Origin of the sequence: Streptomyces verrucosisporus (assembly GCF_017114865.1) — a bacterium.
GTDB lineage: Bacteria > Actinomycetota > Actinomycetes > Streptomycetales > Streptomycetaceae > Streptomyces > Streptomyces fenghuangensis.
Window position 1 is genome coordinate 51,906 of sequence record NZ_JADEYH010000022.1, and the last position, 22,243, is coordinate 74,148.

Consider the following 22,243-nt stretch of genomic DNA (forward strand, 5'->3'; position numbering starts at 1 on the left):
GCTCATCTCCGGTTCGGTGTTCAGGGTGCTGGATCGGGGGCGGGGCCGGCCTGGGCGGGCCGCCCGCCGGACGGGCCGGGGTCCCGGCGGGGGGAGAGCCGGTGGAGGGTGGCGAGCACGTCGTCGAGCCAGGCGATCATCATCCGCTCGTAGGCGATCCCTCCCCGGAGGACCGCGTGCTGGAGCTCCCGTCCGGGGTCGAGGTCTTCTGGGCCGGAGGCTTCGGCCCCGGGGTCTTCGGCGGTGCCGCCCCCGCCGAAGTCCCGCCGCTGTCCCGCCAGGTAGTGCGCGAGCCGGTCCCGGTGCATCCGCCGGTGCCGTTCGACCTCGCCGGTCAGGGCGGCCGGGTCGCCGAAGGCGGCTCCGCGGAGCTTCACGGCGAGTTCGTGCCGGACGCTCTCCGGCTGGACCGGCTCGCCGAGCCACCCGGTCAGGGTGGACAGGCCGGCTGCCGAGACCGAGTACTCCTTCTTGTCCGGCCGGCCCCGCTGCGGCACGTCGCGCGCACCGATCCAGCCGTCGGCCTCCATGCGTTTGAGGACGCGGTAGATCTGCTGGTGGGTGGCGGTCCAGAAGTACCCGATGGACCGCTCGAACCGCCGTGCCAGCTCATAGCCGGAGCCCGGCTTCTCCAGCAGGGAGACGAGGATCGCGTGTTCGAGCGCCATACCGCGATCCTGATATGCAACTTGTTGCATAGGCAAGCTCGGGCCGCTCCGGTGAGACGCAGTTCACGCCTCCGGAAAGTCCCTCCGGGCGGTGTCGCACACCCGCGGAGGCGGGGCGGGTTCCGGTCGCGGTCCGCACCGGGCCGCGGGGCCGGCGCACGGCCGCGTCCGCTGGACTCCCTTGCACCGAAAGGCCGTTGGCGGGACCGGCGCCGCGCCCGCGCCTGCGGGTCCTTCACGTGCGGAACCTCGTGTCACAGCCTTCGGCGGTGGTCGCCGGACGGGACGGAAGGGTGTACTCCGCAACCTTCCGGAGCCTTGCCATTCCAGCCGGCGTCACCCTATTCTCACCGACAGAAAGCGCTTTCCCTCCTTCATGAGGACCATTCCGCCGGAGGCGGCGACCGCGGCACCGGCCACGACCTCGTACGCAGGTCGTCACCGGCCCGCCGCGAAGACTCCGACAGGGATGCCGACGCGCAACGAAGCGAAAGGGCATACGTCACGATGAAGACACATCGCGCCGTCCACAGCGACTTCGACGGCGACGGACTCACGAAGCGGACGGCGGGCCGCACCACCGCCCCGGCAGCCGCCCCGCAGCCGGGCGCCACGCCCGGCGCCGCCCGACGGACGGCCGGGAGCGCAGCCACCTCAGCCCCCGGCCCACGCTCGCGGCGAACCACCGAACCCCCCCCCACCAAAGGAGAGGATCCACTCCCGGGCCGGCCTCCGGCCCGCCAGGCAGTACCGATAGTTGGATGTCATGCGCACGACATTAAGTGACACCGTTCGGCGTTCGAAGAGAAAACGGGAGACGACGAGATGAGACGAGCAGTCGCACTGCGGCTCTACGCGGGACTGGCCACGATGGGGCTCGCGACCGCGACCGGCGTGGTTCTGACGATGCCCGCGGCGTCGGCGGCGCCCAGCGGCCCCACCGGCTACGCGACCCAGAACGGCGGCACCACCGGCGGTGCGGGCGGGCAGACCGTCCGGGCCACCACGGGTACCGCGATCCACCAGGCCCTGTGCAGCCGGGCCAGCGACAGCACCCCGATCACCATCCAGGTCGAGGGCACCATCAACCACGGCAACACCAGCAAGGTGTCGGGCGACAGCTGCAACACCGACGACGACAGGATCGAGCTCAAGCAGATCAGCAACGTCACGATCGTCGGGGTCGGCAACGGGGCCGTCTTCGACCAGCTGGGCATCCACATCCGCGAGGCCAGCAACATCATCATCCAGAACGTGACGGTCAAGAACGTCAAGAAGTCGGGCTCGCCCACCTCCAACGGCGGTGACGCCATCGGCATGGAGAGCGGCGTCCGCAACGTCTGGGTCGACCACGTCACCCTGGAGGCGTCGGGCGGGGAGTCGGAGGGGTTCGACGGCCTCTTCGACATGAAGGACGACACCAAGTACGTGACGCTGTCCTACAGCATCCTGCGCAACTCCGGCCGCGGCGGTCTGGTCGGCTCCAGCGAGAGCGACCGTTCCAACGGCTTCATCACCTACCACCACAACCTGTACGAGAACATCGACTCCCGCGTTCCCCTGCTGCGCGGCGGCATAGCCCACATCTACAACAACCACTACGTGGGCATCAGCAAGTCCGGCATCAACTCCCGCGCCGGGGCCCGCGCCAAGGTGGACAACAACTACTTCGAGGACTCCAAGGACGTCCTGGGCACCTTCTACACCGACGAGGCCGGCTACTGGCAGGTCGGCGGCAACGTCTTCGACAACGTGACCTGGTCCAGCCGCAGCGGCGAGAACAACCCGGCCGGGCCGAACCCGCAGTCCAACACCACCGTCAGCATCCCCTACTCCTACGACCTCGACGGCGCCGACTGCGTGCCGGGCGTCGTGAGCCAGACGGCGGGGGCGGGCAAGGGCCTGAAGGTGTCGGACGGCAGCTGCTCGCCGCAGACGCCGGACCCGACCCCGACGCCGACCGACCCCGGACCGACGCCGACCGACCCCACGCCCACTCCGTCCCAGCCCAGCGGAACCAACCTCAGCATCGGAGCCGGCTCCGACGGTTCCAGCAAGGCGAGCGGAACGAGCTACGGCAACGTGCGTGACGGTGACATGAGCTCCTACTGGTCGCCCACCGGTTCGACCGGGTCGATCTCGATCAAGTGGGGCTCCGCCACCACCGTCTCCAAGATCAACATCAGGGAGGCGGCGGGTTCCGAGGGTAATATCGGCTCCTGGCGGGTCGTCAACCACGACACCGGCGCCGTCCTGACCTCGGGCAGCGGAGCGGGCGTCATCACCTTCCCGCAGACCTCGCTGCGCAAGATCACGTTCGAGATCACCGGCTCGTCCGGCACCCCGAAGGTCGCCGAGTTCGAGACCTACGCCGGATAACGGCGCGATTCGCCGCCCGTCCGGGCCCGGTACCCCCGGCCCCGGGCGGGCGGCGGCGCGTCCTGGGCAGCTTCACCCCGGCCGCCGCCCGCCGACGCGTTCACACGCCCGCGGGGACGGCGGCGCGGACGCCAACGTCAGTTCTCCTTCCGGCAACGATCGTTGCGGAAAATGGCCCTGGCCGCGGCATAGGCCGTAGTCTCGGACTACCATCGGGTGACGACCGTTCGGAGGGCATGGTGACCGAGGCCTCTCACAACCCCTTAGACGAGGTTCTGGAGCGCCTGGACGCGCTGTCGGAGAGCAGAGGACTCACCCGCGACGACATCCTGGACCTCGGTGAGCTGTCGGCCGCCACCGGCCTCGGCACCAGGGAGATCCGCACCCTGCTGAGGGGCGGGAGGGTGCGGGAGCGCAAGGTGGGTGAGACCGCTCCCCGGCGGGTGAACTTCCTGTACGAGCGGCTTCTGAGGGAAAGCGGGAGGAGGCCGGCCGACGTCGTCGGCGAGGTGTCGGCCCGCCTGGGGGTGACCGGTGCCTGGGCCCGCAGCCTCCTCCAGGGCGGGAAGTGCCCCAATGTGCCGCATCTCGCCGCGCTGGCCGACTACTTCGGGGTGTCACTGACGTTCTTCACCGACCCTCCCCGCGACGCGCTGACCCGTGAACTGCTGCCGGTCGTGGGCCGGCTGGAGTCGGAGTCGGCCGGGATGGGACTCGAAGACCCCCTGGCCGCCCTCGTCGGAGAGCACGGCGCCAGGGCGATCGCCGCCCGCGGCGGCGGGTCCACCCTCACCATCGCCCAGCGGAAGGCCATCGCCAGGTTCGTCGTCGACTTCGTCGCGGACTCGGAGCCCGGACGATGACGCGGGAGGGCAGAGAGCGCAGGGGCATCGGCAGGAGCACCCGGAAGGCCATGGACGAGCTCGCCCGCCGGCTCATGGACGGCCTCAGCCGCGATCCCGTGCTGCAGGTGCCGACGGACGCGGAGTCACTGTGCCGGGCGCTGTGCCGGGAGATGGGCACGCTCCGGGGCCGCCCCCTGGAGCTGAGGGTCGAGGAACTGCCGCGCGAGGCGGGCGGCATCACCGGCCTGATGCTGTCCCTGGAGGAGCGGGACGTGATCCTCGTCGAGCGCAGGGTGGACGCCCCGCAGAAGCCGATCATCGTGGGCCACGAGCTGTGGCACCTGCACCGTGGCCACAGCAGCTACCCGAGCGGTGCGGAAGGCGGCACGGCCGCCGCCCGCATGCTGTACCCCGGTGACGGCACGGTGCTGTGCGCCGCGGCGCGCAGCCACTGCGACGCGCGGGAGGAGGGGGAGGCCGAGGCGTTCGGCGTGCGCCTGTACCGGGATTTCCGCAGATGGCTCGTGGACGATCCGCTGGCCGTCCCCCGCCCTGCCCGTACCGACGCGGTCGTGACCCGGCTGCGGACCACCCTCGGCCCCCGGTGAGGCGGCCGGACCACCCATGGACGCCTCCGAAGACGTCATCCCCCACATCTACTACCTCGCGGCGGTCGTGGCGCTGCTGCCCCTGTTCCTCAAAATGCGGTCCACCATCCGCGCACGGCACGAATCGCTGCTCCGCGTGGCGAGTCTCCTGCTGATCATGGCCTTCCTCGTCCTCGCCTCCGCGGCGCCCCAGAGCATAGCGCTGATCAACCGGACCACCGGCGTGACCAACATCGCGGCGCCCTGGGTCTACAGCCTGCTCACCGCGTTCAGCGCCTGCTGCCTGCTGATGCTCACCGCGTGGCGGGACGGGACCACCGCGTTGGCCGGCCGCGTGATGCGATGGGTCATCGCCGTGTACTCGCTGGTCATCGTCGCGCTGTGGGTGCTCTTCGCCCTCGGTGACCCCGCTGTCGAGCGCCTGCGCGACTTCGACACGTACTACGCCGACGAGCCGTATCTGCGCGAGATGATCACGCTCTACATCGTGGCCCACACCGTCGCCAACACCGTCAACTTCGTGCTGCTGTGGTCGTGGGAACGCCGGGTGCGCGGCGTCGACGCCTGGCTCCGCACCGGACTGCTGCTCATGGGCACCGGTTACATCGCCACCCTCGCCTTCAACGGCTTCAAGACCGTCGCGGTCGTCGGCCGGTGGAGCGGCCACGACCTGGACTGGCTCAGCACCCAGGCCGCCCCGCTGGCCGGCGCCATCGGCTCCATCCTGGTCGGCGCGGGCTTCCTGATCCCTCACGCGGGCCAGGCGGCCTACGAGTTCTGGCAGGCCGCCCTCCGCCACCGCAGGCTCCTGCCCCTGTGCCGGCTGCTGAAGGAGCACGTTCCGGCCGGGCCCTCCACACTCGTCGGCAAGCCGGACATCCACACCTCCCTGACGATCAGGGAGAAGGAGATACGGGACAGCCTCTACACCCTGGCCCCCTATCTGGACCACGAGCTGCACCGCCGGGCCCGCCGGGCGGCCCTCGACCCCGGTCCCGTGCTCGGGGAGCTGCTCGGCAGGCGGTTCACCCTCCGGGAGGCCGAGGGCGTCGCCGGCGCCGTGGCCGTCTCCGCCGCGATCGCCGCCCGCGCGGAGGATCCGGGCAGGAGCGCCCAGTGGAGGAATCCCGACAACCTGCTCCGCGACGTCGAAGCCGTCTCCGGGGCACTGCGCCGTCCCAGCATCGTCGAGGCGGTCCGCCGCAGCGTGGCCGCCAGGTCGGAGAGCACACCCGCCGCATGGAACGACACCCCCGCCCCATGAGATCCGCGAGGTCAGCGATAGTCCTCGGCGGCAGCCTGGCCGGCATGCTCGCGGCCCGCGCGCTGGCCGACTTCGCGACCGTCACCGTCGTGGAGCGCGACGCCCTGCCCGGAGGGCCCGGGCCCCGCAGGGGGCTGCCGCAGGCGCAGCACACCCATGTGCTGTGGTCCGGCGGTGCCAGGGCCGTCGAGGAACTGCTGCCCGGCACCGCCGACCTGCTCAAGGGCTGCGGAGCGCACCGCGTGCCGGTGCCCACCGACATGGTCGTCCTCAGCCCGCGGGGGTGGTTCCGCCGCTGGGAGGAGTCCCACCACACGCTTCTGTGCAGCCGCGAGCTGCTCGACTGGACCGTGCGCCGGCAGGTTCTCGGCCATGAGCGCGTCACCGTCCGGGAGGGCACCACGGCCGAAGGTCTGCTCGGCGACGCGACCGCGGTCACCGGCGTCCGCGTCCGCCGGGCGGACGGCGGGGAGGAGCGGCTCACCGCGGACCTGGTCGTCGACGCCACCGGCCGCGCCTCGCGCGCGTCCTCCTGGCTGCGGGAGCTGGGGCTGCCCGCTCCGGCCGAGCGGAGGATCGACCCGGGCCTCGTCTACGCCAGCCGTGTCTTCCGGGCTCCCGCCGCCGTACGCGCCCTGGGGCGTTTCCCCACCGTCATCGTTCAGGCCGACCCCCGGCGGGCCCCCGGGCAGGGCGCCTCGCTCATCATGATCGAGGGCGGGCGCTGGATCGTGACCCTCTTCGGTACCCGGGGAGGCGAGCCCGTCAAGGGGAGCGACGCCTTCGCGGACTTCGCCCTACGGGCGCCGCGGCATCCGCTGATCGGCCGGCTCATCGCGGGCGCCGAACCCCTGACCGAGGTCACCCTCACCCGCGCCACCGCCAACTACCGGCGCTACTACGAGCGGATGCGCCGCCGGCCCGAGGGGTTCGCCGTCCTCGGTGACGCCCTGGCGGCCTACAACCCCAGTTACGGGCACGGGATGTCCACCGCGGCCCAGAGCGCCGTCGCCCTGCGCGACACGGTTGGACGCCATGGATGGGGTGCCCCGGGGCTGGCGCGGCACGTCCAGAGGGCCGTGGCCGGGCCGGTGGACGCCGCGTGGATCCTGGCCGTCGGTCAGGACGTGCTCTATCCGGGCGCCACCGAGCACGGTCCCGCCCTCCGGGACAGGTTCGCGTCCGCCTACGTCAGCCGACTGCTCCACACCGCGACCGGCAACGGCTGGGTGGCCCGCCGCGTCACCGATGTCACATCCCTCGAACGCACGGCGTCCGTCCTGGTCGACCCCCGGCTGTCTCTCGCCGCGCTCCGCGGGCCCCTCCGGCCGAAACTCGGCGGGCCTCCGCTCACCGGGGAGGAGATGGCCGCCGCCGGCCTGGTCTCCTCCTCCGTCACCGCTCCGGAGTGACCGGTCGCCGTAGGCGCCCCCGGCGGTGTCGCCGCCGGGGGCGCCTACGGCAGGTCCGCGGACGCGGCCCCGCGGTCGGGGGACGTCCCGCGCAGGAGCCCCCACACCTCACCGGCGGCCTGCTCCGCGGTGGGCCCGCCGGGCATGGCGACCCATCGGGTGAACACCCCGACGAAGGCCCCGGCCAGGTAGTGGGCGCGCAGTTCCAGGAGCGGAGCGGCCGCGCCCCCGTCTGCGGCTGGCCGCCGCCGCGGACGGCTGAGGGTCCGTCCCGCGCGGCGCGGGACGGAGGCGGAGCCCGGCGTCCGCGCGTGCACGGCCGCCGGGCTCCGCCGGTGGGACTTGCCGCCTCACCCCGTCCGGACGACGGGCCGGCGGACAGCGGTCACGGCGTCGCCGTCCTGCCGCCGAAGGACACGACCAGGCGCCCGTCGGAGGCGAAGGACCAGCTCATCGCACCGGCGTACGAGGAGCACCGGGAGCCGTTCGAGCCGGACCAGAACTGGTTCGAGCCGTCGGCGTCGCCGACCGTCTTGTCGTTGGACCCGCTGCCGCTACGGCACGAGACGTTGCCCCGGAACACCGAGTCGCCCGCGTCGAAGGAGTAGTTGCGCTGGGCGTTGTCGATGCTGATGTTGTCCGACATCGTCATCCTGCCGGGGTTCCTGTTGTAGGTGAACCCGTGCTTGCCGTTGTCGTAGGCGATGCTGCGCCGGATGACGTGGTCGACCCCGATGTCCTCGCCGCCGAGCTTGTAACCGTTGCGGTCACCGCTGGAGTTCTGGGTGCCGTTCTCGTAGGCGAGGGAGTCCTCGATGGTCACCGCTCCGATGGGCCCGGTCTCGTCCTTGGTGTAGAGGTCCCAGCCGTCGTCGATGTTGTTGTGGGCCACCGCGTGGCGGAAGACGTTCCCGGGACCGGAGGTGAGCTTCGCGGCGAAGCCGTCGGCGTCCTCGCCGTCGGAGTCGGCGTTGTCGTGCGACTGCGCGCTCAGGACGAGGTTGTGGGAGGGCCACTGGTCGCGGGGGGTGAAGGAGGACATCCGCGAGAGCTGCAGACCCGTATCGCGGTTGAAGCGCGTCACCGTACGCTCGATGACGTTGTGGCTGCCGCCGACGAAGATCCCGTTGTCGCCGGCCCGCTGGACGACGAGGCCCTTGAGGTGCCAGTACGACCCGTTGACCGCGAGTCCGCGGCTGGACGAACTCTCGCTCTGCGCGGAGAAGTCCAGCACCGGTGTCTCGCCCGGGTAGGCGGACAGCTCCGTGCGGTCGCCCGGCGTGCCGTCGTTGCCCTGCGCGATGGTGACCGTCTGCGAGAAGCGGTATGTGCCTCCGCGCAGGCGGATCGCCCCGCCGGGGGTGACGCGGCTGATCGCCGAGGTGAGCGTCGTCGGGTCGGACTCCGTCCCGGGGGCGTCGGCGCTGCCGTTCGGCGCCACGTACAGCACCGGGCCCGAGGGCGGCGGTGTGGTGGTGCCGTCCACCTCGGCGTCGAGGTAGTCGATGTTGGGCAGACCGCCGGTGCCGGTAGGGCTGAACCGGACGGTGTTGGTGCCCTGCCTCACCGGCACCGTGAGCGTCTTCGTCGTCCAGCCGTCCCACACGCCGGTGCTCTCGAACGACGCCGACGTGACCGCCGAGCCGTTCACCGCGATGTCCGCGGGCCGTGCGGCGGTGGTTCCGTTGGCGAAGCGGACCGACAGCGTCGCGGTGCCGGCCTGCGGGGCGTCCACCGTGAACCGGGCGGCCGCGCCCACGGCGTTCCGGCCGTTGCAGAAGCCCGTTCCGGAGTAGCCGGCGTGTTCGGAATCGATGGTGCCGTCGCAGGTGGCGGGGGCGCGCTCGGCCTCGTGGCGGACCGGTGCGGCCGTCGCCGTGGCGCCGGGCAGTGCCACGGCGACGCCGGCCGCCAGGGTGGCGCAGGCCAGTAAGGACAGCGGGGTTGTCGGTCTCATCGGGACATCGCCCTTCCGTGGGGGGACGCCTGCGCGGCAGGCATGGCGGTGCGGCCTTCGCCACAAGGGGAGAAAGCGCTTGCTACGCTAAGAGCGGTCCCTCGGCAGGTCAATAGAAAGGACGAGAAGAAGACGCTCGGCAAACGGTTGCCCGAAACCGGACCCGCCCGTGGCGACCGGCTCCGTGCGAGGCGCCCCGCCCGCCGGGCCACCGGGCCGGGCGGGCGGGCGGGGCGCGGGCGCCGGGGTCAGACCGCCGGGGCGGGATAGGTGGGGTACTCGACCCCGGAGACGTGCTGCACCACGCGGACGACCTGACAGGAGTAGCCGAACTCGTTGTCGTACCACAGGTAGAGGATCGCGTTGTCCCCCTCGACCTTGGTGGCGCCGGCGTCGACGATCGAGGCGTTGCGCGAGCCGATGAAGTCGCTGGAGACCGCGTCGGGGGCGCTGATGAAGTCGATCTGGCGCTTGAGCGGCGAGGTCAGCGACACGTTGCGGAGGTAGTCGAGGACCTCCTCGCGAGTGGTCTCACGGGCGAGCTGCAGGTTGAGGATCGCGATCGAGACGTCCGGCACGGGGACGCGGATCGAACTGCCGGTGATCTTCGCGTCGAGGTCGGGCAGCGCCTTGGCGACGGCGGAGGCGGCACCGGTCTCGGTGATGACCATGTTGAGCGGCGCAGAGCGGCCGCGGCGGTCGGACTTGTGGTAGTTGTCCAGCAGGTTCTGGTCGTTGGTGAACGAGTGGACGGTCTCGACGTGGCCGCGCAGGACGCCGTACTCGTCGGCCATCGCCTTCAGCGGCGGCACGATCGCGTTGGTGGTGCAGGACGCACAGGACAGGATCCGCTCGTCCGGCTTGATCGTCTCGTGGTTGACGCCGTGGACGATGTTGGGGACGTCGCCCTTGCCCGGAGCGGTCAGGACGACCTTGTCGACGCCGGGGCGCAGATGCTTGGACAGACCCTCCCGGTCGCGCCATCTGCCCGTGTTGTCTATGAGGATGGCGTTCTTGATGCCGTACGCGGTGTAGTCCACCGCCGTCGGGTCGTCGGAGTAGATGACCTGGATCTCGTTGCCGTTGGCGACGATCTTGTTGTTCGCCTCGTCGACGGTGATCGTGCCCTGGAACTGACCGTGGATGGAGTCGCGGCGCAGCAGGGAGGCGCGCTTGACCAGGTCCTGGCCGGCGGCCTTGCGGACGACGATGGCGCGCAGCCGCAGGCCGTTCCCGGAGCCGGTCTTCTCGATGAGCAGGCGGGCGAGGAGGCGGCCGATGCGGCCGAAGCCGTAGAGGACCACATCGCGCGGCTCGCGGCACTTGATCTTGTTCTCGCCCGTGGCGCCGGCGACGGCCTCGGCGGTGAACTCCTCCACCGACAGCCCCCGGTCGTCGGCCCTGTACGTCGCGGCGAGCATGCCGATGTCGATCTGGGAGGGGCCGAGGTCGAGCGTGGTGAGAGCCCGCAGGAACGGCAGCGTCTCGGTGACGGAGAGCTCCTCGCCGGCGATCTGCCGGGCGAACCGGTGGGTCTTGAGGATGCTGACCACCGACTTGTTCACCAGGGAGCGGCTGTGGAGCAGGATCGTGACGTCCCTCTCTCGGTGCAGCTTCCCGATGATCGGGATCATCGACTCCGCGATCTCCTCGCGGTTCTTCCAGTTGGTGAACGAGTCCACGGTGGTAGTCACAGGTTCATCTTTCGAGCTAGGCGGTGCTCATATGTTAAGCGCCCCCTATTTTGATCACTCACCCGGTACCGCCCTCACCGGGGGTGCGACGACGGCGGCCGGAAGCACGGCGGTCACGGGAGGCAGCCACGGCGAGGGACGGCCCCCGCCGGTTCGGCCGGCCGGCAGACCGTACGGGCCCGGCCTGTACGGCCCATCGGGACACGCCCGGCCGTGTCGGTAGCGGCCGCCGACCGCGCGGTGTAGCGTCGTGAACAGCAGTCGTGGTTCCGAAGTCTCGTTCGCCCGTGGTCACGATCACGGGCGTTCTCGCTGTTCAGCTCATCTCCGGACCAGGGCGATCACCTCCCGGGCCCGCAGGGCGGGTCCGGTCCCTCAAGGAGAAGGAGACGGTCATGGCCAAGGGCACCGTGAAGTGGTTCAACAGTGAGAAGGGCTTCGGCTTCATCGAGCAGGAGGGCGGCGGCCCCGACGTCTTCGCCCACTACTCCAACATCGCGGCCCAGGGTTACCGCGAGCTGCACGAGGGCCAGAAGGTCGAGTTCGACGTCACCCAGGGCCAGAAGGGCCCGCAGGCGGAGAACATCCGCCCCGCCTGACCCCGGCGCGCACCACGGGCCCGGCATCCCCGCCTCAGGGGTGCCGGGCCCGGTCCGTTCCCGGGGGCCGCCCCCTTCCGGCCCCCTTCAGCGGTGGTGCGAATGGGTGGAGCGCAGTGCCTCGGCGGCTCCGCGCAGCGCCGCGATGTGCGGCTGGGGAGCGGGCCGTACACAGGTGTCGAGCCGCACGGAGAGCTGGTAGGTCACCTCCGGCCGCAGGGCGCCCCCGCCACCCACCAGCGGGCCACGTTCCAGCGCGTCGACGAGATGCGGCACGCGGCTGCCGTGCAGCATGCCGGTGACCATCGCGACGGTCTGGGACACCAGCTCGCGCGAGGGGGTCGTGTCGAGGTCGCTGGTGCCCAGGGCAGTCCTGCGCGCGGCGCTCACGACACCGTCGACCAGCAGGGCCACCTCGGTGATGTGCGCTCCGATGTCCACCACCAGCAGTGGACGGGACAGATCCGCGCGCACCCCCAGTGCGATGGCCCTGACGCTCTCGACGGACAGCACCGTGCGGGGCCGCAGCGCTCCCAGTGCCTCGACCGCGGCGGTGTGGTGGCGCCGGTCGCTGAGGACCGGGGTGGTGATGGCGACCACCGGGCGGGCGAGGCGGGGGGTTCGGCCGCCCAGCAGGCGCTCCAGCAGCCGGCCGGTGCCGTCGGCGTCGACGATGGTGCCCCGCTGGACGGGATGGGTGAGCCCCCTGCCGGGGAAGGTCACGGTGGGCGCGTCGATGACGCTGCGGCGGCCCTGCGTCCAGGCCCGGGTACGGGCGCTGCCCAGGTCGATGGCGATTCCCGGGCATCTTCGGCACACCGGCCAGGCGGGGAAGCGGTGGGCGGAGAGCATCGTGGATTCGGAACCGGTCACCGTTGCGTCCCCCTGCCTGTGGGCGGGACCGCACCGCCGCCGGTGGCGACCTGGTGGTTCACGACCTCACCTTCCACACCCCTCGCGGGGCACACGGGAAACGGAACCCGGCCTGCGCAGGGAGGATGCCGGTACGGCGCTGCCGCGGCGTGCCGCCGGGCGTTGCCCTCGATCCTGGCAGGGGGGCCCGCCCCCGGCCATCGGGGGCAGGCCCCATTTCCGCCGGGTGGCGGTGTGCAGCCGGCCCGCTCCGGGCGCCGCGGGCCGGTGTGGCCGGCGGGCCCGCCCCGCTCCCACGGCCGCGGTGCGGCGGGGTCATCTCAGCGGGGCGAACGGCGCCGGCTCGGCGGTCTCCCGGCCGGTGGCCACCCGCTCCGCGAGCAGCCGGCCCGTGACCGGCCCCAGGGTGATGCCCCACATACCGTGTCCTCCGGCGGCGAAGACGCGTGGCGAGCGGGTGGCTCCGATCAGCGGCAGGCCGTCGGCCGCGCAGGGCCGGGAGCCCACCCACTCGTCCCGGCGCGCCTCAAGGCCGGCGCCCTCCAGCAGGGGCCGCGCGTTCGGAGGCGGCCTGCGTCGCGGTGCGGAGCCCGCTGGCGCAGGACCCCCGTGTCCTGCGCGCCGCCCGGGATTCGCGAACGGCGCTCGCCGAACTCCAGCCCCATGTCTCCTGGACGCACCTGGTGTGGCTGCTGCAGCTCGCCGCCTGGGAGCGCCCCGGGCCCGGCTCCGGCCGGGACCTGCCCGGCCCGGCCCCTGACCGAGCGGCACCGGCGCATAAAAGGCGGCCGCTCCGGGGCCGTGTGCCCGGGCCGGTGTGTCCCACTCCGCCGGAGGCCGCCGGTGTTCGCACCGGGGCGCGGTTCCGGCCGGGCCGCTCCCCCACCCCGGCCGTCGAATTCCATTCGACGATTCACCACGCGTCGAACACCGGTGGTCGAACGTCTGGATTCCTGCCCGGAAGTCCATATTGCTGGACGGTTTTTTCCCGGCCCCGCACACCGGCCCTTGCGCCGTTGATCCACCGCTGTCAGCATCACGACCAAGCGGTGTTCCCGCGGGCCGCTGCGGGTGAAAGCGACCGCACTCGGCCCCCTTTTCTCATCACCCCGTCATGCGAACGCAAGGAGTGCGATGTCCGGTTTACGCGACAGATCAAGGAGGACCGGCCGGTGGGCCGGCCTGCTGGCGAGCGGCATGGTCACGCTGCTCGCCGGGCTGAGCGTGCTGGCCACAGGCGACGCCCGGGCGGCGTCCGGAGCCGGACACGGAAAACGCGCCTTGAGCGCCGCGATGTCCCAGGTCGCCGCGATGCATCCCGGCTGGAACCTCGGAAACTCCCTCGATGCCACCGGCGACGACGAGACTTCATGGGGAAATCCCCGTATCACCGAGACGCTGCTCGACAATGTCAGGGCGCAGGGATTCAACAGCATTCGCATTCCCGTGACATGGAGCCGGCACCAGGGCCCGGCGCCGGACCACGCCCTTGAGGCGGAATACCTCGACCGTGTCGAGGAGGTCGTCGACTGGGCGCTGGCCGACGGCTTCCATGTCATGATCAATATTCATCACGACTCCTGGCAGTGGATCGCGGACATGCCGGCCGACCGCGCCGGCGTGCTTGCCCGCTACAACGCCGTCTGGGAGCAGCTGGCCGGCACCTTCCGGGACCACCCCTCCAGGCTGGTGTTCGAAAGCGTCAACGAACCGCAGTTCAACGGCGGCCAGGACGACGCCCGGAACGCGGAGCTGCTGGACGAGCTCAACACCTCGTTCCACCGCATCGTGCGCCAGTCCGGCGGCGGCAACACCGACCGCCTGCTCGTCCTGCCCACCCTGCACACCTCCGCCGAGCAGGCACGGGTGGACGAACTGGCCGACACCATCGACGCCCTCGGCGACCCCCGCGTCGCCGCGACCGTGCACTACTACGGCTACTGGCCCTTCAGCGTGAACGTGGCGGGCGGTACGCGCTTCGACGCCACCGCGCGGAAGGACCTGACCGATGCGTTCGACCGCGTCCACGACACCTTCGTGGCCCGGGGCGTCCCGGTGATCCTCGGCGAGTACGGCCTGCTGGGCTTCGACCGGCACACCGGCACCATCCAGCAGGGCGAGAAGCTGAAGTTCTTCGAACACCTCGGGTACCACGCCCGCACCAGGAACATCACCACGATGCTGTGGGACAACGGCCAGCACTTCCGGCGCACCGACTTCCGCTGGAACGACCCGGAGCTGTTCGCCCAGATCAGGTCCAGCTGGAGGACGCGGTCGGGCACGGCCTCCTCGGACCAGGTCTTCAGCGCCCGCGGCGACGCCGTCACCGACAAGACGCTCACCCTGAACCTCAACGGCACCTCCTTCACCGGGCTGCGCCACGGCTCCACCGCCCTGGCGTGCGGCAGGGACTACACCCTCCGGGGAGACCGGCTCACCATCACCGCAGCCGCGCTCACCCGGCTGAGCGGTTCCCGGGCCTACGGCACCAACGCGGTGCTGCACGCGCGGTTCTCGCGCGGCGTGCCCTGGCGGATCGACCTGGTCACCCATGACACTCCCGTCCTGCGAGACGCGACCGGTACGACGGACTCCTTCGCCGTTCCCACCGAATTCCGCGGCGACAGGCTCGCCACGATGGAGGCCAGGTACGCCGACGGCACCAACGCGGGCCCCCACGACTGGACGCCCTACAAGGAGTTCGACCGCGCGTTCGCACCCGACTACGCGGGCAGCGCCACCACCCTGACGTCCGACTTCTTCGCCGAGGTCAGGGACGGCGCCCGTGTGACGCTCACCTTCCACTACTGGAGCGGGGCGAAGGTGACCTACCACGTCACCAAGTCCGGTGACTCGGTCACCGGCACCACTGCCTGACCGCCACCGCCCCGGCCCCGGGGGGCTCGCGCCCGGGGCCGGGCAGCGCGCGTCTCACAGAACGCGCTGCCCCTTGCCCAGCGCCACCACACCGTTCTCCGAGACCGAGTACAGCTCCCGGTCGCTTCGCTCGTCGACCCCGACCGCGGCGCCGGGCGGCACCTCTATGTGCTTGTCCAGGATCGCGCCTCTGACGATCGCGCCGCGTCCCACGCGCACGTTGTCGTGGAGGACGCAGTCCTGCACGACCGCTCCCTCCTCGACCACCACGCCGGGCGAGAGGACCGAGCGGGTCACCTGGCCGCGGATCAGGCAGCCCGCGCTGACGATGGACTCCCCCGCGATGCCCCCGGCGTTGAAGCGGGCGGGCGACAGCTGGGAGGAGTGGGTGTAGACCGGCCAGTCGCGGTTGTACAGGTTGAAGGCCGGGCGCTCGGCGATCAGGTCCATGTGGGCGTCGTAGTACGCGTCGAGGGTGCCCACGTCACGCCAGTACCCCTGGTCGCGGGCGGTCTCGCCGGGCACGTGGTTGGCGCTGAAGTCGTACAGCTGCGCCTCGCCGCTCTCGGTGAGGATGGGCAGGATGGAACCGCCCATGTCGTGCACGGAGTCCTCGTCCTCGGCGTCCTTGAAGAGGGACTCCACCAGCGCCCTGGTGGTGAAGACGTAGTTGCCCATGGAGGCGAGGACGGAGTCGGGGTCGTCCTCCAGACCCGGCGGATCGGTGGGCTTCTCCAGGAAACCCTCGACCGTCCGGCCGTCCGGACCGGGTTTGATGACGCCGAAGGCGGAGGACTCCGCGCGCGGCACCCGGATGCCGGCGACGGTGACCCCGGCGCCGCCGTCGATGTGCTGCCGCAGCATCTGCCGCGGGTCCATGCGGTAGACGTGGTCGGCGCCGAAGACCGCGATGTGGTCGGGGCGCTCGTCCTGGACCAGGTTCAGCGACTGGAGGATGGCGTCGGCGCTGCCCAGGTACCAGTGGGGGCCGAGGCGCTGCTGGGCGGGCACGGGCGTGACGTAGTTGCCCAGCAGGCTCGACATCCGCCAGGTGGTGGTGATGTGCCGGTCCAGCGAGTGCGACTTGTACTGGGTCAGGACGCAGATGCGCAGGATGTCGCCGTTGACCAGGTTGGACAGCACGAAGTCGACCAGGCGGTACGTCCCGCCGAAGACGACCGCGGGCTTGGCCCGGTCGGCCGTGAGCGGCATCAGCCGCTTGCCCGCGCCGCCGGCCAGCACGATTCCCAGCACCGAAGGTCCGCCGCGTCGCATCGCAGCTCCTCTCTCGCCTCCGCTCCGCCCCGGCCGCACGTCTGTGGGACCGGTGAGCCGCTTCGGCTCCGCGGGCGAGGGTCTCGGCACGGGCGCCCGTACCGCCGTGGACGCCCGGCGCGAACCCCGCGGTGGCCGGGCCCGCCCTCGTACGGCCCCGTCCCTCGAACGTCCTGTTCCAGGATCGCGCACCCGGCGCGGTTACGAAAGTCGATCTCCCGATCGCATGCCGGGGCCGCCGGCTCTACCCCGCGAGCCGGAAAGTCAGGCAGGCCACGAGGGTGCGGTCGGTGACCGGGGTGCCGATGCGCTCCCAGAACCGGCGGTGGCCCTCGCGCCACTCCTCGAGGGAGGCGTCCCCCTCCCCCTCGGCCGCGGCGTGCTCCCAGGTCACCGCGCCGAAGGGCTTGATCTCGACACCGGTGATCTCGACGGTGGCGACGCGCCGGCCGTGGTCGTCCAGCAGCGCCAGCCGCTCACCCGCGTACTCCAGGCCCTCCGTCTCCTGCGCGTACTCCTGGAGCAGGCCGGTCGTGGCGGTCTTCGCCCCCGCGAGGACGAGCGCGTTCAGGCGGGCCCGCAGGTCCCCCGGCGTGCCCAGCTCCAGAGCGCGCATACCGTCCACCCGGGGCCACATCGGTCCACCACCTCGTCTCACCGCCGCCTCGGCACGTCCGCTGTTCCGTGCGGCGTCCTCGCGTGATCGTACGCCCCGGGGCGTTCCGGGCCGCCCCGGGTTCCGCCGGCCCGGTCCGCGCGGTCCTCGGCGGGCGTCCGGCCGTACCGCCGGGCCGCCCGCTCCTCCGCCGTCACGCCAGCGTTTCGGCGACCACCGCCGCCGCTTTCGCGATCAGTTCGTCGTCATGGGCGGCGTCCTCCTCCTCGCGGTTCGACATGATCGCCACGACGATGGGAGCGGCGTCGGGCGGCCACACCACGGCGATGTTGTTGCGCACTCCGTAACCGCTGCCGGTCCCGGTCTTGTCGCCGACCACCCAGTCCTCGGGCACGCCGGCCCTGATGAGTCCGGTTCCGGTGACGTTGGTCCGCAGCCACTCGGCGAGCTGCGCGCGTTCGCCTTCGCCGAGGACGTCGCCGAGTACGAACGCGCGCAGGTTTCCGGCGAACGCGCGGGGCGTGCTGGTGTCCCGTGTCTCGCCCGGGGACCAGCGGCTCAGCTCCGGCTCCCGCCGTTCCATCCGGGTGACGTCGTCACCGATCTCCTCCAGCACGGCGTCCAGTCCCCCGGGGCCGCCCACCGCGTCGAACAGCAGGTTGGCCGCGGTGTTGTCGCTGAAGCGGACGGCGGCCTCGCACAGTTCGCGCAGGGTCATCCCGGTTCGGACGTGCTTCGCGGTCACCGGGGAGTGGGCGATCAGGTCGTCCTCGGAGTACTCGATCACCTTCTCCATTCCGTCCGGCGAGTGCTTCAGCAGCACGGCGCCGGCGGCCAGCGCCTTGAACGTGGAGGCGTAGGCGAAGCGTTCGGCGTCGTTGTAGGCCACCTCGCGTCCGGTACCCGTGTCCACGGCGTAGACGCCCAGCCGTGCGTCGAACTCGCGCTCCAGTTTCTCCAGGTCGCGGACGAACGGCTTCGTGGCCGCGGTCGGTTCCGCCCTCGCGCTCGGCTTCGCGTCCGCGCTCGGCGGGGACTGCGCGGCCGGGGACGCGTCCGATCCGCACGCGGCGAGCGGAACGAGGGCGAGCGCGGTGAGCACGCCGAGGGTGCGCCGGGCATGGATGCGCCGCATGGGCCGGACCTCCTGTGCGTCCCGTCCACGGGGTGTGTGACGGAAGGGGACGATGCGGCGCCCCATTGTGGTGCACGGACCCGCGGTCCGGTGCGCTGACGCGCCATCCCGCGCCGTACCGGCACGGGGGCAGGCCGCTGTGCGGAAGGCCGCGCGGGCATTGCCTGCCGCCTGGAGCCGCCCCGTCAGAGGGCGAGGACGGCCACGCTTCCCAGATAGACGGCGAGCAGCAGTATGCCGTCGAATCCGAGCCGCAGCCAGCCGCGCTTCTGCCGCACCAGCATGCCGCCCAGCAGCACGGTGGTCATCAGCAGGGCGGCGCTGGTGAGGAAGAGCTGGTCGGTGCCGGCCGCGTGGTAGAGGGAGCCGCCGCGGAAGAAGAGGTCGCCGATGGCGAGGTTGAGCACGTCCAGGCAGTTGCCGCCCACGATGGCCGCTATCGCCAGGGTCACCGCCCCGCGCCGTACCGCCGCGACCGCCGTCACCGTCTCCGGCAGCGCGTTGACCCCGCCCATCAGGACCGCGCCGACGAAACCCGCGTTCATCCCGGTCACGTCCAGCAGGCTCTCGGCCGCCCGGGCCACGGCCCAGCCGCCCAGCGCGACCAGACCCGCGACCGCCAGGAACTCCCCCCACAGGCCTCGGCTGCCCCGCCCGGCGAAACGCTCCTCGTCCGGTGTGTCCGGGACGGTCTCACGGGTGCGGACCGCCCGCCACATCGGCTCGTCCTGATCACGGATCAGCCGGATCCCGCCCCAGTAGAAGGCCGCCAGCACCAGTGAGGCAGGGTGCACTCCCAGCACCGTGGCCTCGGGGCCGAAGGAGGCCATCAGCGCCAGGCCGAGCAGGGCTATGAGCAGGCAGCCGAACAGCACGTTGGGCAGGGAGGCCGCGGCGTGCTCCAGGTTGACCTTCCGGTAGGAGGCGTCGGCGACCACCACCGCCAGGGTCTGCGCCGCGATGCCGCCCACCGCGTTGCCGTACGCCAGGGTGGGCTGACCGTCCATCGCGCTGACCGCCGTCATCACGATGCCGGACAGGGAGGTGATCAGTCCGAAGAAGACCGCGCCGAACAGCGCCTCGCCCCAGCCCGTCCGGTCGGCGAGGGTGTCGCCCAGCGCCGCGAGCCGGACGCTGCACACCACGGTGACGGCCGCGGCCGCCAGGAAGATCGCGATACTCCAGCCCAGGCTCCACGATCCGGTCCAGGCTGCGAGCATCTGCACTCTCCTCGTCACACGCGTCACGGTCCTCTGCCGCATGCCCAGCCCACCGGCGAACAGACCACCGGAAGTGGCCGAATGCGGCGGTGACGTTCGTCTCCTCCTCACCCGCTCCCCGGGGCGGCAGCGGCTCCGTGAGGGACGAACGGTGGGCGGGAGGGAGAGATGACGCCCGTTCAGGGGTGCGTTTTCGGCCTTTCCCGCTCCGGTCACCTCAGCACGCCCCGGGCAGGGGTTCGCACCCTCTATCCTTCTACAGTCATGTAGAAAACACGAGGAGGTCGTGTGCGCCGCACGCTGCCCGCGCGCGTTCCGCCGGGACGGGCCGCGGCGGTCCACGGCTCAGGGGGCCGGGCCGCAGGACCGGTCTGTCAACGCACCGACCGGCCGTCGCGGTTCCGGGGCGAAGGGCGTGGCGTTCCGCGCCCGGTGACGCGCCTTAGGACGCCGTTCCGCCCCCACCCGCACCTCACTCACACACCGTCAGCCTGGGAGGGCGTACGTGGCTTCGATCGACCTGGACAAGGTGCTGGACAAGGCGTGGGCGGACAAGGCCCTGCCGGAGATACTCCAGGCGCCCGTCTCCGCCCTGAAGGGTGTCTCCGACCGCGACGGCGAACTGCTGGACGAGGCGTTCGGCGTGAAGACCGTGGCCGACCTGGCCGGACTGAAGTACGTCCGCTGGGCCCAGGCGCTGGCCGCGCTGGACACCACCGCCAAGTAACCCCGGGGGCCGCGCGGCGCCGCGCACGGCACAGCCTCCGCCGCGGTGCCGCGCGCCCTCACACGCACAGACACACGCACACGTAAAGGAGAACGCCGCGATGGTGTTCAAACGGCTGCTCGGCTCGCTCGGTGTGGGCGGCCCCACGGTGGACACGGTCCTGGACCCGGGCGCGGCCCTGCCGGGCGGTCCTCTGTCCGGGCAGGTGCATCTCAAGGGTGGCAGCGCCGACTTCGACATCGAGCACATCACCCTGGAACTGATCGCCCGCGTCGAGGTCGAGCACGAGGAGGGCGAGTCCGAGGGCGGGATCGTCTTCGAGCGTTTCACCGTGGCCGGCGGCTTCCGCCTGGCCGAGGGCGAGGAGCGCGCCGTTCCGTTCACCGTGACGCTGCCGTGGGAGACCCCGGTCACCGAGCTGTACGGCCAGCCCCTGGGAATCGTTCTCGGGGTGCGCACCGAGCTGGCCGTGGCCGGCGCGAAGGACAAGGGCGACCTCGACCCGCTGGCGGTGCGCCCGCTGCCCGCGCAGGAGGCGGTCCTGCAGGCTCTGGGGCAGCTCGGGTTCGGCTTCAAGTCCGCCGACCTGGAGTACGGCCGCATCCACGGCACCGGCCAGACCCTGCCCTTCTACCAGGAGGTCGAACTCACCCCCGCTCCGCAGTACGCGCACGCGGTCAACGAGCTCGAGGTGACCTTCCTGGCCCACCCCGGCGGTATGGAGGTGGTGCTGGAGGCCGACAAGCGCGGTGGCCTGTTCTCCGGCGGGCACGACGCCCTCACCCGGTTCGCCGTCGGGCACCAGGACGTCCGCGACTGGAACACCGAGGTGGACGGCTGGGTCCGGCAGCTCGTCGAACACCGTGCCGCGTACGGGGCACACGGCGGGTACGGCCACGCCGACCCCTACGGCCACCACGGCGAGCACCACGACGGCCACCGCTCCGGCCCCGGCATGGGCACCGCCATCGCCGCGGGCGCGGCCGGGCTCGCGGTCGGCGTCGCCGGCGGGCTGGTCGCGGCCGAGGTCGTCGACGAGATCGGCGACGCCTTCGAGGACGAGGGTGAGGGCGACGAGGGCTGACCCGCGAGACCTGTGTCCGGGCCGCGGTGACACGCGGCCCGGACTCCAGCCACCGCTTCCGGCGGTCTACAGCGGGGTGGCCGCCTTCAGCACGAGGAACAGGGTGACGGCGGAGTTCGCCGACGACAGCGCCGAGACGGTCGTCCCCGCAGCGGCCGTCCAGGCCGCCAGTCCCGCGGTGGTGAACACCGGCGGCCAGCTGCGCACCACCGGAGCGGGCTCCAGCAGGGCGGCCACCCGCCGCGGCACCGGACCGGCCGCGGCGAAACGGGCGAGCGCCGCGGCCGGTCCGGTACCACGGGAGACCAGCGCGGCCCTGCCCACCGCCCGGGCCACCGCCCGCCGGCTGCCGACCGCCTCCGCCGCCTCCTCGTCCGCCCATCGCTCCGTCGTGTAGGACACCGCCGTCCGCAGCGGCCGCAGGAAGGGGTTCGCCCGCGCGGCCAGGTGCACCGCCAGCAGAAACCTGTGGTGCCGGCCGGCCAGATGCGCCCGCTCGTGCGCGAACAGCACCCGCCGTTCCCCGCCCCCCAGGCACGACAGCATCGTCGTGGACACCACCACCCGTCCCCGCCGGCCCCGGCCCGCGGGAAGCGCGTACGCGTACGGCTCGCCGTCGGGCAGCACCGCCACCGATCGGCCGCGCGCACCCGTCAGCGCCCGTACCGCCCGGCGCCGCACCCGGTGGTGCACCCACAGCGTCCGCCCGCAGGCCGCCACGACCGCCAGCAGGGCGGGGATGGCCGCCCGGCCCGCGACCTCGTCGTAGGGGACCGCCTCACGTACCTCCTCGTCCGACCAGCCGTCCGGCAGCGGGTTGCCCGGCAGCTGTGCGGTGCCCACCACCATCAGCAGTACCAGGCACACCGTGCTGCACACCGCCAGCACGCCGGCCGCCGCCGACAGCAGCACCGTGGCGGTGCGCGGGTGCAGATGCTGCTCGGCCAGGCGTGCGATCGGCCAGACCGTCAGCGGCAGCACCAGCGGCAGGAAGACGAAGACCCCCACAA

At 71.9% G+C, this 22,243-nt stretch carries 20 protein-coding genes; 9 read left to right on the forward strand and 11 right to left on the reverse strand.

Going from position 1 to position 22,243, the window contains the following annotated elements:
• Nucleotides 1-20: 20 nt before the first annotated feature.
• A complete protein-coding gene (locus IQ279_RS21235; protein WP_206350538.1) occupies nt 21-668 on the reverse strand; it encodes a PadR family transcriptional regulator in 648 nt (215 codons plus the stop codon).
• Nucleotides 669-1,493: 825 nt separating this feature from the next.
• Between IQ279_RS21235 and IQ279_RS21240 the strand changes: the two genes are divergently transcribed.
• From IQ279_RS21240 to IQ279_RS21260, 5 genes are all read left to right on the forward strand, one after another.
• Entirely contained in the window at nt 1,494-3,047 is a 1,554-nt protein-coding gene (locus IQ279_RS21240) for a pectate lyase family protein (RefSeq protein ID WP_206350539.1), read from the forward strand.
• A gap of 239 nt (nt 3,048-3,286) precedes the next feature.
• A complete protein-coding gene (locus IQ279_RS21245) occupies nt 3,287-3,910 on the forward strand; it encodes a hypothetical protein (protein WP_206350541.1) in 624 nt (207 codons plus the stop codon).
• 50 nt (nt 3,911-3,960) lie between these two features.
• Nucleotides 3,961-4,500 carry a toxin-antitoxin system, toxin component family protein gene (locus tag IQ279_RS21250; protein WP_206350542.1) on the forward strand — a complete coding sequence of 180 codons (540 nt, stop codon included), beginning with the start codon at nt 3,961-3,963 and terminating at the stop codon, nt 4,498-4,500.
• A gap of 16 nt (nt 4,501-4,516) precedes the next feature.
• Entirely contained in the window at nt 4,517-5,764 is a 1,248-nt protein-coding gene (locus tag IQ279_RS21255) for an MAB_1171c family putative transporter (RefSeq protein WP_206350543.1), read from the forward strand.
• Nucleotides 5,761-7,176 (forward strand): NAD(P)/FAD-dependent oxidoreductase, encoded by a 1,416-nt coding sequence (locus IQ279_RS21260; protein WP_206350544.1) that lies wholly within the window; start codon nt 5,761-5,763, stop codon nt 7,174-7,176. The genes IQ279_RS21255 and IQ279_RS21260 overlap by 4 nt, the downstream gene beginning before the upstream one ends.
• A gap of 44 nt (nt 7,177-7,220) precedes the next feature.
• Here the strand turns inward: IQ279_RS21260 and IQ279_RS21265 are convergent, their stop codons facing one another.
• The 3 genes from IQ279_RS21265 to IQ279_RS21275 form a co-directional block, all read right to left on the reverse strand.
• Nucleotides 7,221-7,493 carry a hypothetical protein gene (locus IQ279_RS21265; RefSeq protein ID WP_206350545.1) on the reverse strand — a complete coding sequence of 91 codons (273 nt, stop codon included), beginning with the start codon at nt 7,491-7,493 and terminating at the stop codon, nt 7,221-7,223.
• Nucleotides 7,494-7,561: 68 nt separating this feature from the next.
• Nucleotides 7,562-9,133: a right-handed parallel beta-helix repeat-containing protein gene (locus tag IQ279_RS21270; RefSeq protein WP_206350546.1), complete on the reverse strand. Its 1,572-nt coding sequence runs from the start codon at nt 9,131-9,133 to the stop codon at nt 7,562-7,564.
• A 248-nt stretch (nt 9,134-9,381) separates the two neighbouring features.
• Entirely contained in the window at nt 9,382-10,827 is a 1,446-nt protein-coding gene (locus IQ279_RS21275) for a glyceraldehyde-3-phosphate dehydrogenase (protein WP_206350547.1), read from the reverse strand.
• Between the two features lie 395 nt (nt 10,828-11,222).
• Between IQ279_RS21275 and IQ279_RS21280 the strand changes: the two genes are divergently transcribed.
• On the forward strand, nt 11,223-11,426 hold the full coding sequence (locus tag IQ279_RS21280) for a cold-shock protein (protein WP_093658049.1): 204 nt from the start codon (nt 11,223-11,225) through the stop codon (nt 11,424-11,426).
• An 87-nt stretch (nt 11,427-11,513) separates the two neighbouring features.
• Here the strand turns inward: IQ279_RS21280 and IQ279_RS21285 are convergent, their stop codons facing one another.
• Nucleotides 11,514-12,299 (reverse strand): rod shape-determining protein, encoded by a 786-nt coding sequence (locus IQ279_RS21285; protein ID WP_307792465.1) that lies wholly within the window; start codon nt 12,297-12,299, stop codon nt 11,514-11,516.
• 315 nt (nt 12,300-12,614) lie between these two features.
• Nucleotides 12,615-13,268, reverse strand: a complete 654-nt coding sequence (locus tag IQ279_RS28545; protein ID WP_277402567.1) for an FAD-dependent oxidoreductase — start codon at nt 13,266-13,268, stop codon at nt 12,615-12,617.
• A 165-nt stretch (nt 13,269-13,433) separates the two neighbouring features.
• Here IQ279_RS28545 and IQ279_RS21295 point away from each other — a divergent pair, with 165 nt between their 5' ends.
• The gene (locus tag IQ279_RS21295; RefSeq protein ID WP_206350549.1) at nt 13,434-15,176 is read left to right on the forward strand and encodes a cellulase family glycosylhydrolase; all 1,743 of its coding nucleotides are present in this window, start codon (nt 13,434-13,436) and stop codon (nt 15,174-15,176) included.
• A gap of 54 nt (nt 15,177-15,230) precedes the next feature.
• Here the strand turns inward: IQ279_RS21295 and glgC are convergent, their stop codons facing one another.
• The 4 genes from glgC to IQ279_RS21315 form a co-directional block, all read right to left on the reverse strand.
• Nucleotides 15,231-16,451 (reverse strand): glucose-1-phosphate adenylyltransferase, encoded by a 1,221-nt coding sequence (gene glgC, locus IQ279_RS21300; RefSeq protein ID WP_206350551.1) that lies wholly within the window; start codon nt 16,449-16,451, stop codon nt 15,231-15,233.
• A gap of 244 nt (nt 16,452-16,695) precedes the next feature.
• Nucleotides 16,696-17,067, reverse strand: a complete 372-nt coding sequence (locus IQ279_RS21305) for an ASCH domain-containing protein (RefSeq protein WP_206350553.1) — start codon at nt 17,065-17,067, stop codon at nt 16,696-16,698.
• 193 nt (nt 17,068-17,260) lie between these two features.
• On the reverse strand, nt 17,261-18,202 hold the full coding sequence (gene bla, locus IQ279_RS21310; RefSeq protein WP_206350555.1) for a class A beta-lactamase: 942 nt from the start codon (nt 18,200-18,202) through the stop codon (nt 17,261-17,263).
• Nucleotides 18,203-18,387: 185 nt separating this feature from the next.
• Entirely contained in the window at nt 18,388-19,422 is a 1,035-nt protein-coding gene (locus tag IQ279_RS21315; RefSeq protein ID WP_206350557.1) for a sodium:calcium antiporter, read from the reverse strand.
• Between the two features lie 505 nt (nt 19,423-19,927).
• Here IQ279_RS21315 and IQ279_RS21320 point away from each other — a divergent pair.
• Together IQ279_RS21320 and IQ279_RS21325 are read left to right on the forward strand one after the other, a co-directional pair.
• Complete coding sequence (locus tag IQ279_RS21320) at nt 19,928-20,149, forward strand: hypothetical protein (protein ID WP_093848785.1); 222 nt, start codon at nt 19,928-19,930, stop codon at nt 20,147-20,149.
• Between the two features lie 100 nt (nt 20,150-20,249).
• On the forward strand, nt 20,250-21,233 hold the full coding sequence (locus IQ279_RS21325) for a sporulation protein (RefSeq protein WP_206350559.1): 984 nt from the start codon (nt 20,250-20,252) through the stop codon (nt 21,231-21,233).
• 66 nt (nt 21,234-21,299) lie between these two features.
• Here IQ279_RS21325 and IQ279_RS21330 read toward each other — a convergent pair whose 3' ends face one another.
• Nucleotides 21,300-22,241, reverse strand: a complete 942-nt coding sequence (locus IQ279_RS21330) for a M48 family metalloprotease (protein WP_206350561.1) — start codon at nt 22,239-22,241, stop codon at nt 21,300-21,302.
• Nucleotides 22,242-22,243: the final 2 nt, after the last annotated feature.

Coding starts and splice junctions, on each gene's coding strand:
- IQ279_RS21235 (WP_206350538.1), bottom strand. CDS start 668: ATGGCGCTCGAACACGCGATCCTCGTCTCCCTGCTGGAGAAGCCGGGC.
- IQ279_RS21240 (WP_206350539.1), top strand. CDS start 1,494: ATGAGACGAGCAGTCGCACTGCGGCTCTACGCGGGACTGGCCACGATG.
- IQ279_RS21250 (WP_206350542.1), top strand. CDS start 3,961: ATGGACGAGCTCGCCCGCCGGCTCATGGACGGCCTCAGCCGCGATCCC.
- IQ279_RS21255 (WP_206350543.1), top strand. CDS start 4,517: ATGGACGCCTCCGAAGACGTCATCCCCCACATCTACTACCTCGCGGCG.
- IQ279_RS21260 (WP_206350544.1), top strand. CDS start 5,761: ATGAGATCCGCGAGGTCAGCGATAGTCCTCGGCGGCAGCCTGGCCGGC.
- IQ279_RS21270 (WP_206350546.1), bottom strand. CDS start 9,133: ATGAGACCGACAACCCCGCTGTCCTTACTGGCCTGCGCCACCCTGGCG.
- IQ279_RS21280 (WP_093658049.1), top strand. CDS start 11,223: ATGGCCAAGGGCACCGTGAAGTGGTTCAACAGTGAGAAGGGCTTCGGC.
- IQ279_RS28545 (WP_277402567.1), bottom strand. CDS start 13,268: ATGGACTTCCGGGCAGGAATCCAGACGTTCGACCACCGGTGTTCGACG.
- IQ279_RS21295 (WP_206350549.1), top strand. CDS start 13,434: ATGTCCGGTTTACGCGACAGATCAAGGAGGACCGGCCGGTGGGCCGGC.
- glgC (WP_206350551.1), bottom strand. CDS start 16,451: ATGCGACGCGGCGGACCTTCGGTGCTGGGAATCGTGCTGGCCGGCGGC.
- IQ279_RS21305 (WP_206350553.1), bottom strand. CDS start 17,067: ATGCGCGCTCTGGAGCTGGGCACGCCGGGGGACCTGCGGGCCCGCCTG.
- bla (WP_206350555.1), bottom strand. CDS start 18,202: ATGCGGCGCATCCATGCCCGGCGCACCCTCGGCGTGCTCACCGCGCTC.
- IQ279_RS21315 (WP_206350557.1), bottom strand. CDS start 19,422: ATGCTCGCAGCCTGGACCGGATCGTGGAGCCTGGGCTGGAGTATCGCG.
- IQ279_RS21325 (WP_206350559.1), top strand. CDS start 20,250: ATGGTGTTCAAACGGCTGCTCGGCTCGCTCGGTGTGGGCGGCCCCACG.